The organism is Pseudomonas sp. 9.2(2024) (assembly GCF_039695385.1).
GTDB classification, from domain to species: domain Bacteria; phylum Pseudomonadota; class Gammaproteobacteria; order Pseudomonadales; family Pseudomonadaceae; genus Aquipseudomonas; species Aquipseudomonas paraglycinae.
This window is the reverse complement of the sequence record NZ_CP155585.1, coordinates 4807342-4822538: the sequence shown is the minus strand read 5'-3', so window position 1 is coordinate 4822538 and position 15197 is coordinate 4807342. Positions and strand designations below refer to the sequence as shown.

General features: G+C 63.1%; 13 protein-coding genes. 12 read left to right on the top strand and 1 reads right to left on the bottom strand.

Annotated features, from left to right (window positions below):
• Nucleotides 1-25 precede the first annotated feature (25 nt).
• From ABFB52_RS21645 to ABFB52_RS21590, 12 genes are all read left to right on the top strand, one after another.
• Nucleotides 26-2269, top strand: a complete 2244-nt coding sequence (locus tag ABFB52_RS21645) for a DNA internalization-related competence protein ComEC/Rec2 (protein ID WP_129973698.1) — start codon at nucleotides 26-28, stop codon at nucleotides 2267-2269.
• Nucleotides 2270-2347: 78 nt separating this feature from the next.
• Nucleotides 2348-2983 (top strand): MotA/TolQ/ExbB proton channel family protein, encoded by a 636-nt coding sequence (locus tag ABFB52_RS21640; RefSeq protein ID WP_165369563.1) that lies wholly within the window; start codon nucleotides 2348-2350, stop codon nucleotides 2981-2983.
• Complete coding sequence (locus tag ABFB52_RS21635) at nucleotides 2980-3408, top strand: biopolymer transporter ExbD (protein ID WP_007950767.1); 429 nt, start codon at nucleotides 2980-2982, stop codon at nucleotides 3406-3408. The genes ABFB52_RS21640 and ABFB52_RS21635 overlap by 4 nt, the downstream gene beginning before the upstream one ends.
• Nucleotides 3408-4418 (top strand): tetraacyldisaccharide 4'-kinase, encoded by a 1011-nt coding sequence (gene lpxK, locus ABFB52_RS21630; RefSeq protein ID WP_085745065.1) that lies wholly within the window; start codon nucleotides 3408-3410, stop codon nucleotides 4416-4418. The genes ABFB52_RS21635 and lpxK overlap by 1 nt, the downstream gene beginning before the upstream one ends.
• Nucleotides 4419-4442: 24 nt before the next feature.
• Complete coding sequence (locus tag ABFB52_RS21625; protein ID WP_003174668.1) at nucleotides 4443-4628, top strand: Trm112 family protein; 186 nt, start codon at nucleotides 4443-4445, stop codon at nucleotides 4626-4628.
• Nucleotides 4625-5389, top strand: coding sequence for a 3-deoxy-manno-octulosonate cytidylyltransferase (gene kdsB, locus ABFB52_RS21620; protein ID WP_064383500.1), 765 nt, complete (start codon nucleotides 4625-4627; stop codon nucleotides 5387-5389). Before ABFB52_RS21625 ends, kdsB begins: the two co-directional genes overlap by 4 nt.
• On the top strand, nucleotides 5389-5853 hold the full coding sequence (locus ABFB52_RS21615) for a low molecular weight protein-tyrosine-phosphatase (RefSeq protein ID WP_064598568.1): 465 nt from the start codon (nucleotides 5389-5391) through the stop codon (nucleotides 5851-5853). The genes kdsB and ABFB52_RS21615 overlap by 1 nt, the downstream gene beginning before the upstream one ends.
• Nucleotides 5850-6869, top strand: coding sequence for a UDP-N-acetylmuramate dehydrogenase (gene murB / locus ABFB52_RS21610; RefSeq protein ID WP_129973699.1), 1020 nt, complete (start codon nucleotides 5850-5852; stop codon nucleotides 6867-6869). The genes ABFB52_RS21615 and murB overlap by 4 nt, the downstream gene beginning before the upstream one ends.
• Nucleotides 6870-7116: 247 nt before the next feature.
• The gene (locus tag ABFB52_RS21605; RefSeq protein WP_039770687.1) at nucleotides 7117-7587 is read left to right on the top strand and encodes a (2Fe-2S)-binding protein; all 471 of its coding nucleotides are present in this window, start codon (nucleotides 7117-7119) and stop codon (nucleotides 7585-7587) included.
• The gene (locus ABFB52_RS21600; protein ID WP_129973700.1) at nucleotides 7584-9905 is read left to right on the top strand and encodes a xanthine dehydrogenase family protein molybdopterin-binding subunit; all 2322 of its coding nucleotides are present in this window, start codon (nucleotides 7584-7586) and stop codon (nucleotides 9903-9905) included. Before ABFB52_RS21605 ends, ABFB52_RS21600 begins: the two co-directional genes overlap by 4 nt.
• Nucleotides 9905-10885, top strand: a complete 981-nt coding sequence (locus ABFB52_RS21595; RefSeq protein ID WP_129973701.1) for an XdhC family protein — start codon at nucleotides 9905-9907, stop codon at nucleotides 10883-10885. Before ABFB52_RS21600 ends, ABFB52_RS21595 begins: the two co-directional genes overlap by 1 nt.
• Nucleotides 10882-11478, top strand: a complete 597-nt coding sequence (locus ABFB52_RS21590; protein ID WP_129973702.1) for a nucleotidyltransferase family protein — start codon at nucleotides 10882-10884, stop codon at nucleotides 11476-11478. Before ABFB52_RS21595 ends, ABFB52_RS21590 begins: the two co-directional genes overlap by 4 nt.
• Before the next feature lie 66 nt (nucleotides 11479-11544).
• On the opposite strand, the gene rne is transcribed toward ABFB52_RS21590, so the two are convergent.
• Complete coding sequence (gene rne / locus ABFB52_RS21585) at nucleotides 11545-14796, bottom strand: ribonuclease E (protein WP_129973703.1); 3252 nt, start codon at nucleotides 14794-14796, stop codon at nucleotides 11545-11547.
• Nucleotides 14797-15197: the final 401 nt, after the last annotated feature.

Below are 15197 nucleotides of genomic sequence, written 5' to 3'. Positions count from 1 at the left end.
AGGTGGGACTCTCAAGGACGGGCTTATGCGCACAGGGATGATGGCGCTGGCGGTCGGTCTGCTGGCACCGGTTTTTTTGCCGGCCTTGCCGCCGGTCGGGTTATTGCTGGTGTTGCCGTGGGTGGCGCTGATGCTGCTGCCGTTTCGCAGCTATCCACTGGCGTTTTTGCTGCTTGGATTTACATGGGCGGGTTTCAACGCGCAGATGGCGTTGAATGACCGGCTGCCTTCCCGGCTGGATGGCGAAACGCGCTGGGTGGAAGGACGGGTCGTCGGCTTGCCGCAGAATGCCGAGGGCGTCGTGCGCTTCGAACTGGTCGATGCGCGCTCGCGTCACGAGAAACTGCCGTCGCTGATGCGTCTGGCGTGGTACGCCGGGCCTGAGATCAAAAGTGGCGAACGCTGGCGACTGGCAGTCAAGCTCAAGCGCCCCGGTGGCCTGCTCAATCCGGATGCGTTTGATTACGAAGCCTGGCTGCTGGCGCAGCGCATCGGCGCTACCGGGACGGTGAAGGATGGTCAGCGCCTGGCGCCGGCGCAGTGGGCCTGGCGTGACAGCATTCGCCAGCGCCTGCTTGCGGTGGATGCCCAGGGACGCAACGGCGCCCTGGCTGCGTTGGTGCTCGGCGATGGCTCCGGGCTCAGTCGTGAGGACTGGCAGACCCTGCAGGACACCGGCACCGTACACCTGCTGGTGATTTCCGGTCAGCACATCGGGCTGTTGGCGGCGTTGATGTATGCGCTGGTCGCCGGGCTGGCGCGGGTCGGGATCTGGCCGTTGCGTTGGCCTTGGCTGCCCTGGGCGTGCGGTCTGGCGTTCGCGGCGGCGCTGGGTTACGGCCTGCTGGCCGGATTCGACGTGCCGGTGCGGCGGGCCTGCGTGATGGTTGCGCTGGTGTTGTTGTGGCGTTTGCGCTTTCGCCATCTCGGTGCCTGGTGGCCGTTGCTGCTGGCCTTTAATGGTGTGTTGTTGATGGATCCGCTGGCCAGTCTGCGTCCGGGGTTGTGGCTGTCCTTTATCGCGGTCGCCGTGCTGATCTTCACCTTCGGTGGCCGTCTGGGGCCATCGCGCTGGTGGCAGACCTGGACGCGTGCGCAGTGGCTGATTGCGATCGGCTTGTGCCCGGTGCTGGTGGCGTTGAGTCTGCCGATCAGCCTCAGCGGACCACTGGCCAATCTGCTGGCGGTGCCGTGGGTCAGTTTTGCGGTGCTGCCGCCGGCGTTGCTGGGGACATTGCTGTTGCCGATTCCCTATGTCGGGGAAGGGCTGCTGTGGCTGGCCGGTGGACTGATCGATGGATTGTTCCGGGCGCTGGCCCTGATTGCCGGGCGTTGGCCAGCGTGGGTGCCGACGACGATGGAGTGGTGGGTCTGGGCGCTGGGAGGTCTTGGTGCAGTGCTGTTATTGCTACCTCGGGGCGTTCCCTTGCGTCCTTTGGGCTGGCCATTGCTGCTGGTGCTGGCATTTCCGCCTCGAGAGCGTCTGGCCGAAGGCGTGGCCGATGTCTGGCAACTGGATGTCGGCCAAGGCCTGGCAATTCTGATCCGCACCCGACATCACACCTTGCTGTACGACAGCGGCCCGCGTTTCGGCGACTTCGACCTCGGCGAGCGAGTGGTGCTGCCGGCATTGCGCAAACTGGGGGTGGAACACCTCGATCTGATGCTGCTCAGCCATGCCGATGCCGATCACGCGGGTGGCGCACTCGCAGTGGCGAAAGGATTGCCGGTCAGCCGGGTCATCAGCGGCGATCCGCCGGGGTTGCCCGAAGCGCTGAATGCCGAGGTCTGTGAAAGTGGTCGGCAATGGCAGTGGGACGGCGTTGCCTTTCATCTATGGCAATGGGCCGACGCCCACGACAGTAATCAGCGTTCCTGCGTGTTGCAGATCGAAGCCAACGGTGAGCGGTTGCTGCTGACCGGCGACATCGACAGCGCCGCCGAACGGGACCTGCTCAACAGCGCGCTGGCAGTTCAAACCCGGTGGCTGCAAGCCCCGCACCATGGCAGCCGCAGTTCCTCATCGATGGCCTTGCTCAAGGCTTTGCAGCCACAGGCCGTGCTGATTTCCCGAGGGCAGGGCAATTCGTTCGGCCACCCGCACCCGACGGTCATTGCCCGCTACCGCAAACAGGGCATACACATCCATGACAGCGCCGAGCAGGGCGCCATTCATCTGCAACTGGGGCGGTTTCAGCCGGCCCGGTCAATGCGTCAACAACGCCGGTTCTGGCGCGACCCGCCGTTGCCGGGGGCGGAGTACCGTTGAGCACGGTCGTCGGGGCGACGGGTCTTTATCGCGAACCGGTATGGTAAAGTGGCGCACTTTTTCGAGGGGGCTGTCACTGTGTGGGAATTGGTCAAATCCGGCGGCTGGATGATGTTGCCGATCATTCTGAGTTCCATCGCCGCCATGGCGATCGTCGCCGAGCGCCTGTGGACCCTGCGCGCCAGTCGCGTCACCCCTGAGCATCTGCTGGGTCAGGTCTGGGTCTGGATCAAGGACAAGCAGCTCAACAAGGAAAAACTCAAGGAATTGCGTGCCAACTCGCCGCTGGGGGAAATCCTCGCCGCGGGCCTGGCCAACTCCAAGCATGGTCGCGAGATCATGAAGGAGTGCATTGAAGAAGCGGCCGCCCGGGTCATCCACGAGCTGGAACGCTACGTCAACGCGCTGGGCACCATCGCCGCCATGTCGCCGCTGCTCGGTCTGCTGGGCACGGTGCTGGGCATGATCGATATTTTCAGCGCCTTCACCGGCTCGGGAATGACCACCAATGCTGCGGTGCTGGCCGGCGGTATTTCCAAGGCGCTGATCACCACTGCTGCGGGCCTGATGGTCGGTATTCCGGCGGTGTTCTTCCACCGTTTCCTGCAACGCCGCATCGATGAACTGGTGGTGGGCATGGAACAGGAAGCGATCAAACTGGTGGAAGTGGTGCAGGGCGACCGTGACGTCGATCTGGCCGGGGAAAAAGCGTGAAATTCCGTCGCAAACCCCGGGAAACCATCGACATCAACCTCGCGTCGCTGATCGACGTGGTGTTCATCCTGTTGCTGTTTTTCGTCGTGACCACCACCTTCACCCGCGAAACCCAGCTGCGTGTCGATCTGCCGGAAGCGGTCAGCGGCTCGCCGGCCGAGGATCAGCAGGTCAAGCAACTGGACGTGGCCATCAGCGCCGAAGGCGTGTTCTCGGTGAACAACAAGATTCTGCCGAAAAACGATCTGGCGACCCTGATGGAAGCCATGCAGAAAGAAGCCAACGGCGACACCAACATGCCGTTGTCGATCAGTGCTGACGGCAAGACTCAGCACCAATCCGTGATCACCGCCATGGACGCGGCCGGCAAGCTCGGTTTCAGCCATCTGCGCATGACCACGGTCGAGGCGGCGCCCAAATCCTGATGGCCATGTCCGATCGTCTGCTCGCCGCATGGTACGAGGGGCACCCGGCCCTGACGCTGTTGCGGCCGCTGGAGTGGCTGTACCGCCGCGTCGTGGCCGGCAAGCGTCAGCGTTTTCTCGACGGCGAGGGTGAGATCTATCAATCCCCGGTGCCGGTGATCGTGGTCGGCAACATCACCGTCGGCGGCACCGGCAAGACGCCGATGATCCTGTGGCTGATCGAGCATTGCCGACGCCACGGGCTGCGGGTCGGCGTGGTCAGTCGCGGTTACGGCGCCAAACCGGCGCAACTGCCATGGCGGGTCGAAGCTGACCAGACTGCCGACATCGCCGGCGACGAACCTTTGCTGATCGTGCAGCGCACCGGCGTGCCGCTGATGATCGACCCCGATCGCAGCGCCGCCGTCAGAGCCCTGCTGGACAGCGAGCCGCTGGACCTGATCCTGTCCGATGACGGCATGCAGCATTACCGCCTCGCGCGGGATCTGGAACTGGTGCTGATCGACGCCGCTCGTGGCCTTGGCAACCAGCGCTGCCTGCCCGCCGGCCCCCTGCGCGAGCCGGCCGAGCGCCTGCAAAGCGTTGACGGTGTGCTATTCAATGGCGCCCTTGAGGATCGCGACGGCGGATTCGCTTTCCGTCTCAAACCGTCGGCGCTGGTCAATCTGCGCAGCGGCGAACGCCGGTCGCTCGATCATTTCCCGCCCGGTCAGGCCGTGCACGCGGTGGCCGGGATCGGCAACCCGCAACGTTTCTTCAATACCCTCGAAGCGCTAGACTGGCGGCCTGTGCCCCACGCGTTTGCCGATCACGCCGAATACAGCGTGCAGGCCTTGAGTTTCACGCCGTCATTGCCAGTGGTGATGACTGAAAAGGACGCGGTGAAGTGCCGTGCCTTCGCCGCCGATGACTGGTGGTACCTGGCGGTCGATGCCGTGCCGTCGCCGGCCTTCGTGGCCTGGTTCGACACGCAACTGATGCGCCTGTTGCCGGATCGTCTTTTGCCTTAATCCGTTTTTATCCAGGGAATGTTCATGGACACCAAACTGCTCGACATCCTCGCCTGCCCGATCTGCAAAGGCCCGCTCAAGCTCAGCGCCGACAAGACCGAACTGATCAGCAAGGGCGCCGGCCTGGCGTACCCGATCCGCGACGGCATCCCGGTCATGCTGGAAAGCGAAGCCCGCACCCTGACCACCGACGAGCGTCTGGATAAATGACCACAGCCTTCACCGTTGTCATCCCGTCGCGATATGCCTCGACTCGCTTGCCGGGCAAGCCGCTGCTGGATATCGCCGGCAAGCCGATGATCCAGCACGTCTGGGAACAGGCCAGCAAAAGCAGCGCCAGCCGTGTGGTCGTGGCCACCGACGATGCGCGCATTGTCGAGGCCTGCAAGGCCTTCGGCGCCGAAGTGGTGCTGACCCGTGAAGATCACAACTCCGGCACTGATCGTCTGGCCGAAGTGGCCGCGAAGTTGGGTCTGGAGCCGGATGCCATCGTGGTCAACGTGCAGGGTGACGAACCGCTGATCCCGCCGAGCGTGATCGATCAGGTCGCCGCCAACCTCGCAGCCCACACCGAAGCGCGCATGGCCACCCTGGCCGAGCCGATCGAAGACGTGGAAACCCTGTTCAACCCGAACGTGGTCAAGGTTGTCAGTGACCTCAACGGTCTGGCGCTGACCTTCAGTCGCGCGACCCTGCCATGGGCCCGCGATGCGTTCGCCAAGAGCCGCGATGTGTTGCCGGAAGGCGTGCCCTATCGTCGCCACATCGGCATTTATGCCTACCGCGCCGGCTTCCTTCAGGATTTCGTGAGCTGGGGCCCGTGCTGGCTGGAAAACACCGAATCCCTCGAACAACTGCGTGCCCTGTGGCACGGCGTGCGGATTCATGTGGCTGACGCGTTGATCGCGCCGCCGACCGGGGTCGACACCGCCGAAGATCTCGAGCGCGTCCGTCGCCTGCTGGAGGCCTGATGCGCGTTCTGTTCGTATGCCTGGGCAACATCTGCCGTTCGCCCACCGCCGAAGGCGTTTTGCGCCACAAGTTGCGTGAAGCGGGACTGGCGGATCAGGTCGAAGTGGCCTCCGCCGGCACCGGCGACTGGCACGTCGGCAATCCGCCGGACAAGCGCAGCCAGGCTGCGGCCAAACTGCGTGGTTATGACCTGTCGGCGCAACGCGCCCAGCAGGTCAGCCGCGCCGATTTCGCCAGCTACGACCTGATCCTCGCCATGGACAACAGCAACCTGCGCAACCTCAAGGCCTTGCAACCGTCCACCGGCAAGGCCGAGCTGGATCTGTTCCTGCGCCGCTATGAAGGCGAAGTCGATGAAGTACCGGATCCGTATTACGACGGCGATCAGGGTTTCGAGCAGGTGCTGGATCTGATCGAACGTGCCTGCGATCAGCTGTTGATCGAAGTGAAGGGGCGGTTATGAGTTTGCAGGTGCAACCGCAGGTTTCCCTGAAACCCTTCAATACCTTCGGCGTCGACGTTCGCGCGCAGCTGTTTGCCGAAGCCCACAGTGACGCCGATGTGCGCGAAGCCCTGGCTTACGCGACTTCCCACGATGTGCCGTTGCTGGTGATCGGTGGCGGCAGCAACCTGTTGCTCACGGCGGACATCCCGGCGCTGGTGCTGCGCATGGCCACTCGTGGCATCCGCGTCATCAGCGACGACGGCAACCGCGTGGTGATCGAAGCCGAAGCTGGGGAGCCATGGCACCCGTTCGTGCAGCACACGCTGGCGCAGGGTTTTTCCGGGCTGGAGAATCTCAGTCTGATCCCCGGCACCGTTGGCGCCGCACCGATGCAGAACATCGGTGCCTACGGTGTCGAGATCAAGGATGTGTTCGCCGGCCTGACGGCGCTGGATCGCCAGACCGGCGAGCTGCGCGACTTCAGTCTGGAAGAGTGCAACTTCGCCTACCGCGACAGCGTGTTCAAGCAGCAGCCGGGTCGTTGGCTGATCCTGCGGGTGCGAGTTGCACTGGATCGAGTCGCGCATCTGCACCTGGAATACGGCCCGGTGCGTCAGCGCCTGTCCGAGCAGGGTATCGAGCAGCCGACGCCGACGGATGTCAGCCGGGCCATTTGCAGCATTCGCAGCGAAAAACTGCCGGACCCGGCGGTGCTCGGCAATGCCGGCAGCTTCTTCAAGAACCCGCTGGTGTCGGCGGCCGTGGTCGCACAGATCAAGGCGCAGCATCCAGATCTGGTGGCCTACGCGCAACCGGACGGGCAGATGAAACTGGCGGCCGGCTGGTTGATCGAGCGTGCCGGCTGGAAAGGTTTCCGTGAGGCCGATGCCGGCGTGCATAAATTGCAGGCGCTGGTGCTGGTCAACTACGGCACGGCGACCGGGCTGCAATTACTCGATCTGGCCCAGCGCATCCAGAAAGACATTGCAGAACGTTTCAATGTCGAGCTGGAAATGGAGCCCAACAGGTATTGAGGCTACGCTTTCAAGGCTGAACCCAAAGCCCTGCACTTATTTAAAAAGTGCAGGGCTTTTTTGTTAATCGCGGGTTAACGTAGCCAGCTAACGATACCAACCATTTGCTCCACCAAAGGCCCGGTGCAGACGTTCCCGTCCGTACAAGAGAGCCTGATTAGCCTGAGCCGATCTGCGCGAACCACTACCGTCCCTGCGGTGGCAGATGGCTCGACCCCATAACCTCCAAGAATATGCGGGCGTGCCCATGATTACCCTGAAACTCAATGGTCAAGATCATCCACTCGATGTCACCGAGGACATGCCGCTGCTGTGGGCGATCCGCGACGTCGCCGGTTACAACGGCACCAAGTTCGGCTGCGGCATGGGCCTGTGCGGTGCGTGCACCATTCATATCGACGGCGCGCCGGCGCGCAGTTGCATCACCCCGATCGGTTCGGTGGTCGGGCAGAACGTGACCACCATCGACAACCTGCACGCCGATCCGGTCGGTCAGATCGTCCAGCAAGCCTGGCTCGACACGGCTGTGGCTCAATGCGGTTACTGCCAGGGCGGGCAGATCATGTCCGCCACCGCGTTGCTCAAGACCAACCCGAATCCGAGCGATGAGCAGATTGAAGAGGCGATGGTCGGCAACATCTGCCGCTGCGGCACCTACAACCGGATCAAGACCGCGATCCGTCAGGCCTCCACTCACCTGAAGGAGGCCAAGGCATGAGCCGTCTACCGAACGATTTCGCCCTGAGCAACCTGAGTCGTCGGGGCTTCCTCAAGGGCGTCGGTGCCACCGGGGCGTTGGTGCTGGCGGCGAGCTGGGGCTGGCAGGATGCGCTGGCCGAAGACAAGCCCAAGAAGTTTGGCGCCGACGGCATGCCCAACGGCTGGATCGACGATCCGAAGATCTACGTCAGCATTGCCGCCGACGGCACGGTGACCGTGGTCTGTAACCGTTCGGAAATGGGCCAGGGCGTGCGCACCAGCCTGACCATGGTGGTCGCCGATGAGCTGGAAGCCGACTGGGCGCACGTCAAGGTTCAGCAGGCGCCGGGTGATGAAGTGCGCTTCGGCAACCAGGACACTGACGGCTCGCGCAGCATGCGTCACTGGTACGAACCGATGCGCCGTTGCGGCGCTGCCGCGCGGACCATGCTGGAGCAGGCCGCCGCCGCGCAGTGGAAGGTGCCGGTCGGCGAATGCCGCGCACAACTGCATAAAGTCATTCACACGCCGTCCGGGCGCGAGCTGGGTTACGGTGAGCTGGCCGCTGCGGCGAGTGCGCTGACGGTGCCGGCCCGTGACAGCCTGCGGCTCAAGCAGCCGTCGGAATTCCGCTACATCGGCAAGGAAGGCACCAAAGCCATCGACGGTGCCGACATCGTCAATGGTAGGGCGGTTTACGGGGCCGACGTGCATTTCGACGGCATGCTGTTCGCGGTCATTGCGCGTCCGGCGGTGTACGGCGGCAAGGTCAAGTCGGTCGACGACAGCGCCGCGCTGAAAGTGCCGGGCGTGCTCAAAGTCATCCAGATCGAACCCCGACCATTGCCTTCGGAATTCCAGCCGTTGGGTGGTGTGGCCGTGGTGGCCAGCAACATCTGGGCGGCATTGAAAGGTCGTGAAGCGCTGAAGATCGAGTGGGACGATGGCCCGAACGCCACTTATGACTCGGTCGCCTATCGCAAGGAGATCGAAGCCGCTTCGCTGAAACCGGGCAAAGTGGTACGCAATACCGGCGACATCGACAAGGCCATCGGCAGTGCCGCCAGCACTCTGGAAGCCTCCTATTACTTGCCGCATCTGGCCCAGGCACCGATGGAGCCGATGGTTGCCATCGCCCGTTACAAGGATGGCACCTGCGAGGCGTGGGCACCGAGCCAGGCGCCGCAGGTTACCCGCGAGCGGATCGCCGAACGCCTGGGGCTGCCATTCGATAACGTCACCTTTAACGTGACACTGCTCGGCGGTGGTTTCGGCCGCAAGTCCAAACCGGACTTCGTCGTTGAGGCTGCCGTGCTCGCCAAGGAATTTCCTGGCAAAGCAGTGCGCGTGCAATGGACCCGGGAAGACGACATCCACAACTCGTATTTCCACACTGTGTCCGCCGAATACCTCAAGGCCGGTGTGGGCAAGGACGGCTTGCCGTCCGCCTGGCTGCACCGCACGGTAGCGCCGAGCATCACTGCGCTGTTTGCGCCGGGCATGAATCACGAAGCTGCGTTCGAGCTGGGCATGGGCTTTACCAACATGGCCTACGCAATTCCCAACGTGCGCCTGGAAAACCCTGAGGCCACGGTGCACACGCGGGTGGGCTGGTATCGCTCGGTGTCGAACATTCCCCATGGTTTTGCGATTCAGAGCTTCGTCGACGAACTGGCGCACAAGGCCAAGGAAGATCCGCTCAAGTATCAGATCAAGTTGCTCGGCCCGGATCGGCAGATCGACCCGCGTACGCTCAGTGAAGAATGGAACTACGGCGAATCTCCCGAGCGTTATCCGATCGACACCGGGCGCATGCGCACCGTGCTCGAAACCGCGGCCAAGGCGGCGGGTTGGGGGCGTCAACTGCCCAAGGGTCGTGGTCTCGGATTGGCGGTGCATTACAGCTTCGTCACCTACGTGGCGGCGGTGATCGAAGTCGAGGTCAAGGACGACGGCACGCTGATCGTGCACAAGGCCGATATCGCTGTGGATTGCGGCCCGCAGATCAACCCCGAGCGGATCCGTTCGCAGTTCGAAGGCGCCTGCGTGATGGGCCTGGGCAATGCCGTGTGGGGTGAAATCAGCTTCAAGGACGGCAAGGTGCAACAGGACAACTTCCATATGTATGAGGTGGCGCGCATGTCGCTGGCGCCGAAGGAAGTCGCGGTGCATCTGGTGACGCCGCCGGGTGAGGTGCCATTGGGCGGTGTCGGTGAGCCGGGCGTGCCGCCGATTGCGCCGGCGCTGTGCAACGCGATCTTCGCCGCCACCGGTCAGCGCATCCGTAACCTGCCGGTGCGTTACCAGTTGCAGGGCTGGCAGAAGGCGCAAGCGTGATGGACAGCGCCGATCTGAATGTCCTGCGCAGTGTGCTCGAATGGCGTCGCGCCGGGCAGCGAGTGATGTTGTTCAGCGTGGTGCAGACCTGGGGCACCGCTCCCCGGGCGCCCGGCGCAATGCTCGCGTTGCGCGAAGATGGCGTGGTGATCGGTTCGGTGTCCGGAGGTTGCGTCGAGGACGATCTGATCGCCCGGCTGCACGACGGACGGATTCCCGCCGACGGGCCGCCGGTGCATTTGATCACCTACGGCGTGACGCAGGAAGAGGCGGCGCGTTTCGGCCTGCCGTGCGGCGGCACTCTGCGCCTGACCGAGGAGCGAGTCGGCGATCCGGCGTGGGTCGCCGAGTTGCTGGATCGCTGCGAAGCCCACGAAATCGTCGCGCGCGAGCTGAACATCGGCACTGGCGAGGTGGTGCTGCGACCGGCCGGCAAGACTGACACCTTGAGCTTCGACGGCCAGACCCTGCGCGCCATCTATGGCCCACGCTGGCGCCTGCTGTTGATCGGCGCCGGGCAGTTGTCGCGGTATGTGGCCGAGATGGCGCGGTTGCTGGATTTCGAAGTGCTGATCTGTGATCCGCGCACCGAATTCGTCTATGGCTGGGAAGAGCAGCATGGGAGGTTTGTGCCCGGTATGCCGGATGAAGCGGTGCTGAACATCCAGACCGATGAACGCACGGCGATTGTCGCGCTGACTCATGATCCACGGCTGGACGACATGGCGCTGCTCACGGCGCTCGATTCCAAAGCGTTCTATGTCGGTGCGCTCGGCTCGCGGGTCAATAGCCGCAAACGTCGGGAAAATCTGGCTGAGCTAGGCTTGTCGGAAGCGGCCATCGCCCGTTTGCACGGGCCGATCGGTTTGCATATTGGCAGCCATTCCCCGGCGGAAATCGCCTTGTCACTGTTGGCGGAAATCGTCGCGATCAAGAATGGTGTCGAGCTCAAGCAGAAGAAAACAGTGGAGAGTGTATGAGCCGATCCATCGGAGTGATTGTGCTGGCGGCGGGCGAGGGCAGCCGCTTTCGCGAAGTGGCGGGTGCCGACAAGGACAAGCTGCTGGCCGATTGCACCGGGCGTGATGGCGCGGTGCGTTCGGTGATCGAGCAGGTGCTGGTGAACCTGCCGGCGAGCCTCGACCAGCGAGTGCTGGTGACGACCGAGGCGCGCCCGCAGGCAATGCGCATGGCGCAGGCTTATGGGTGTGACATTGTCTCGATCGAATCCACGGGAATGGGCGACAGCATCGCGGCGGGTGTGGCGGCTTGCCCGGATGCCGATGGCTGGCTGATTGTGCTGGGCGACATGCCGTTCATCCTGCCGTCGAGCATGGAACGGGTCGTGGCGGCGATTGCCGAGGATGCGGTCAGCGTACCGACGTTGAACGGTGACTATGGGCATCCGGTCGGGTTTGGTCGATCGTTCGCAGCGGGACTGATGTCTTTGTCCGGTGACCGCGGCGCCAGACCGCTGTTTGCCCAAGGACGAGTGATTGAAGTCGCGGTGGATGATCCGGGTGTGTTGTGGGATATCGACGTGCCGGATGCGCTGGTTTTCCCGCCATCCTGATAAAACCTTGAGCCAATAAAAAGCCCCGCCTGGATCACCAGGCGGGGCTTTTTATTGGCTTTGGAATCAGACGAGAGGTTTAGGCTCGTGTTCTTTTTCCTGGGCCTCTTCGTGTTGCTCGACCGCTTCCTGAACGGAGCGTGGTGCTTCGGCAATCACGGCCTCAACGGCAACTTCTTCAGCGACCGGGGCAGGAGCTGCCTCGACCACTTCGGCAACCACTGGCTCGGCAGCGACTGGAGCAGCAGCGGCAGCCAGTTCGGCTTCCTTCTGCAGACGCTCTTCTTCACGCTTGCGACGACGTACTTCACGCGGGTCGTTTGGTGCGCGGCCGCTTGGGGTCAGGGCGCTGACCGGCGCGACAACTGGAGACGCTTCAACTACCGGGGCAGGTGCTTCGGCGACAACTGGCGCTTCAACCACAGGGGCTTCAACGACCGGTGCCGGTTCGGCAACCACTACTGGCTCGGCAGTCTTGGCTTCTTCAACAACAGGTGCTTCAACCACTGGCGCTGGTGTTTCTGCGACAGCTGGCTCGGCGACCCAGTTGAATGCGGTCTGTTCTTCGCGAACTTCACGCACGGTTTCGGTCACGGTTTCAGCGACGGTTTCGACAACCGACTCTTCAACTACGGCTGGTGCTTGGAAGGTCACCGCTGGTTCGGCAGCCGCTTCAACCTGAGGCTGAGCTTCGCGAGCCGGAGCCACTTCGACTTCCGGAGCGGCAGCTACTTCTACCGGAGTGGTTGCTTCAACAACCGGCGCTTCTACTGGAGCAGTTTCCAGTGTTGCAGCGGTAGCGCGTTCAGCTTGCTCGTGGGCCTGAGCTTCAGCCGGAGCGCTGATCGCGGTGCTGGCAACCGCAGCGGTAACAGCCAGACCAGCAGCCAGATCGGCAGTGCTTGGCGCTTGAACGTTTTCGCCGGACTCGGATTCTTCCGAACCTTCGATCACGTTGCCATTGGCATCACGCTGACGCTCGCGACGGTTGCTGCGACGACGCTGACCACGGGAGCGGCGGCGTGGACGATCGCCTTCGGCGTTCTCCGAACCGTCTTCCGGCAGTTGCTCTTCGTTGGTGGTGATTTCTTCTTCAGCGACGGCAGCAGCGGCCTGTTCGGCACGCGGTTGACGCTCTTCACGCGGAGGACGTGGCGCACGTTCTTCACGCGGCTGACGGGCCGGACGCTCTTCAGCGGTGGCGGCGGCAGCAACGGCCGGAGCGGCATCCAGAGGTTCGCGCAGTTCACGTACGCGTTCTTCACGCTCGCCACGCGGCTTGCGATCTTCACGTGGAGCACGTGGTGCACGTTCTTCACGAGGGGCGCGTGGTGCGCGTTCTTCGCGGGCTACCGGTGCTTCGTCACGGGATTCGCGCGGCTCGCGGACTTCACGTGGTTCGCGCGGCTGACGCTCTTCACGCGGCTCACGTGGGGCGCGCTCTTCACGCGGTGCACGTTCTTCGCGCGGCTTGCGTTCTTCATCGCGGCGACCGTTACGGTTGCGGCTCTGCTGACGACCGTTGCGACGCTCTTCGTTGCGGGCCGGACGCTCGGTGGCTGGTTTTTCAATCACAACCGGAGCTACAGGCTCTTCCTTGGTGGCGAACAGGCTGACCAGCGACTTCACCAGGCCTTTGAACAGGCTTGGCTCTGGCGCGGCAACCGGAGCAGGTGCCGGGGCCGGAGCGGCGACTTCGGTCGGAACCGGAGCGTTGGCGCGGGCCGGAGCGGTCTTGACGGCGGCTTCCTGGCGCACCAGGGTGCGGGTCGCGGCGGCTGGCTGAACGTCTTCGACGTCGGCGGCAGCGGCAGCGATTTCGTAGCTGGACTGGTTGGTCGCGGCTTCCGGGCTGTCGTCACGCAGACGCTGAACTTCGAAATGCGGGGTTTCGAGGTGATCGTTCGGCAGAATGACGATGCGGGCGCGGGTGCGCAGTTCGATCTTGGTGATCGAGTTGCGTTTTTCGTTGAGCAGGAACGCGGCCACCGGGATCGGCACTTGAGCGCGAACTTCGGCGGTGCGGTCTTTCAGGGCTTCTTCTTCGATCAGGCGCAGGATCGCCAGGGACAGCGACTCGACGTCACGGATAATGCCGGTGCCGCTGCAACGCGGGCAGACGATGCCGCTGCTTTCGCCCAGCGAAGGACGCAGGCGCTGACGGGACATTTCCAGCAGGCCGAAGCGCGAGATGCGGCCGATCTGCACACGGGCGCGGTCGGCTTCCAGGCATTCGCGGACTTTCTCTTCCACGGCGCGCTGGTTCTTGGCAGGGGTCATGTCGATGAAGTCGATGACGATCAGGCCGCCGATGTCGCGCAGGCGCAACTGACGGGCGATTTCTTCAGCCGCTTCAAGGTTGGTCTGCAGGGCGGTTTCTTCGATGTCGCTGCCTTTGGTGGCGCGCGCCGAGTTGATGTCGATGGACACCAGGGCTTCGGTCGGATCGATGACGATGGAGCCGCCGGACGGCAGTTCAACGACGCGCTGGAAAGCGGTCTCGATCTGGCTTTCGATCTGGAAACGGTTGAACAGCGGAACGCTGTCTTCGTAAAGCTTGATCTTGCTGGCGTACTGCGGCATCACCTGGCGAATGAAGGTCAGGGCTTCGTCCTGGGCTTCAACGCTGTCGATCAGCACTTCGCCGATGTCCTGGCGCAGGTAATCGCGGATGGCGCGGATGATGACGTTGCTTTCCTGGTAGATCAGGAACGGCGCGGAACGATCCAGCGAGGCTTCCTTGATGGCGGTCCAGAGTTGCAGCAGGTAATCGAGGTCCCACTGCATTTCTTCGCTGCTGCGGCCCAGGCCTGCAGTGCGCACGATCAGACCCATGTCGGCCGGAGCGACCAGACCGTTCAGCGCTTCACGCAGTTCGTTGCGCTCTTCGCCTTCGATGCGACGGGAGATGCCGCCGGCACGCGGGTTGTTCGGCATCAGAACGAGGTAACGACCGGCCAGGCTGATGAAGGTGGTCAGGGCTGCGCCCTTGTTGCCACGTTCTTCTTTTTCGACCTGAACGATGACTTCCTGGCCTTCGCTCAGGACGTCCTTGATGTTGACGCGGCCTTCAGGGGCTTTCTTGAAGTATTCGCGGGAGATTTCTTTGAGGGGCAGGAAGCCGTGGCGCTCGGAGCCGAAATCGACAAAGGCAGCCTCAAGGCTTGGTTCGATGCGAGTGATGCGGCCTTTATAGATGTTGGCCTTTTTCTGCTCGCGTGCACCGGATTCGATGTCCAGGTCGTAGAGGCGCTGGCCATCTACCAGTGCAACACGCAACTCTTCGGGTTGAGTTGCGTTAATCAGCATTCTTTTCATGTAGTACCGTCGGTTTCCGGGCTGCCGGAAACGGCGTTCGGCACACACGACTTCTCACGGTCGGTGTCAGGTGCGTCGGGAGTGGTTGGCCATTCCCGTGTCCAGCGATGTCCGGCCAATTGGGCCGTTATCGCGACGTACGCGTCCTGCTTGCTGTGGCTACTTAAGCACTCAGTCAGGAGGAGGAATCAACCGGTGGCTGTGGACGAGATGAAGCGTCTTGATAAAACCTGTTGCTACACAGTCCAGCGGTTGTGCATCTCCACCCTACACGTATCCCTGATAATTCGGGTGCTGCCGCGCGCAGAATCCGCAGCGGGTTGGCATTTACCGTGAGCTCCGAAAGGGGAGGTCACGCATCATGGCTAATTCAGGCGGTGTTTCCGGAGTCTTCGCTCGGG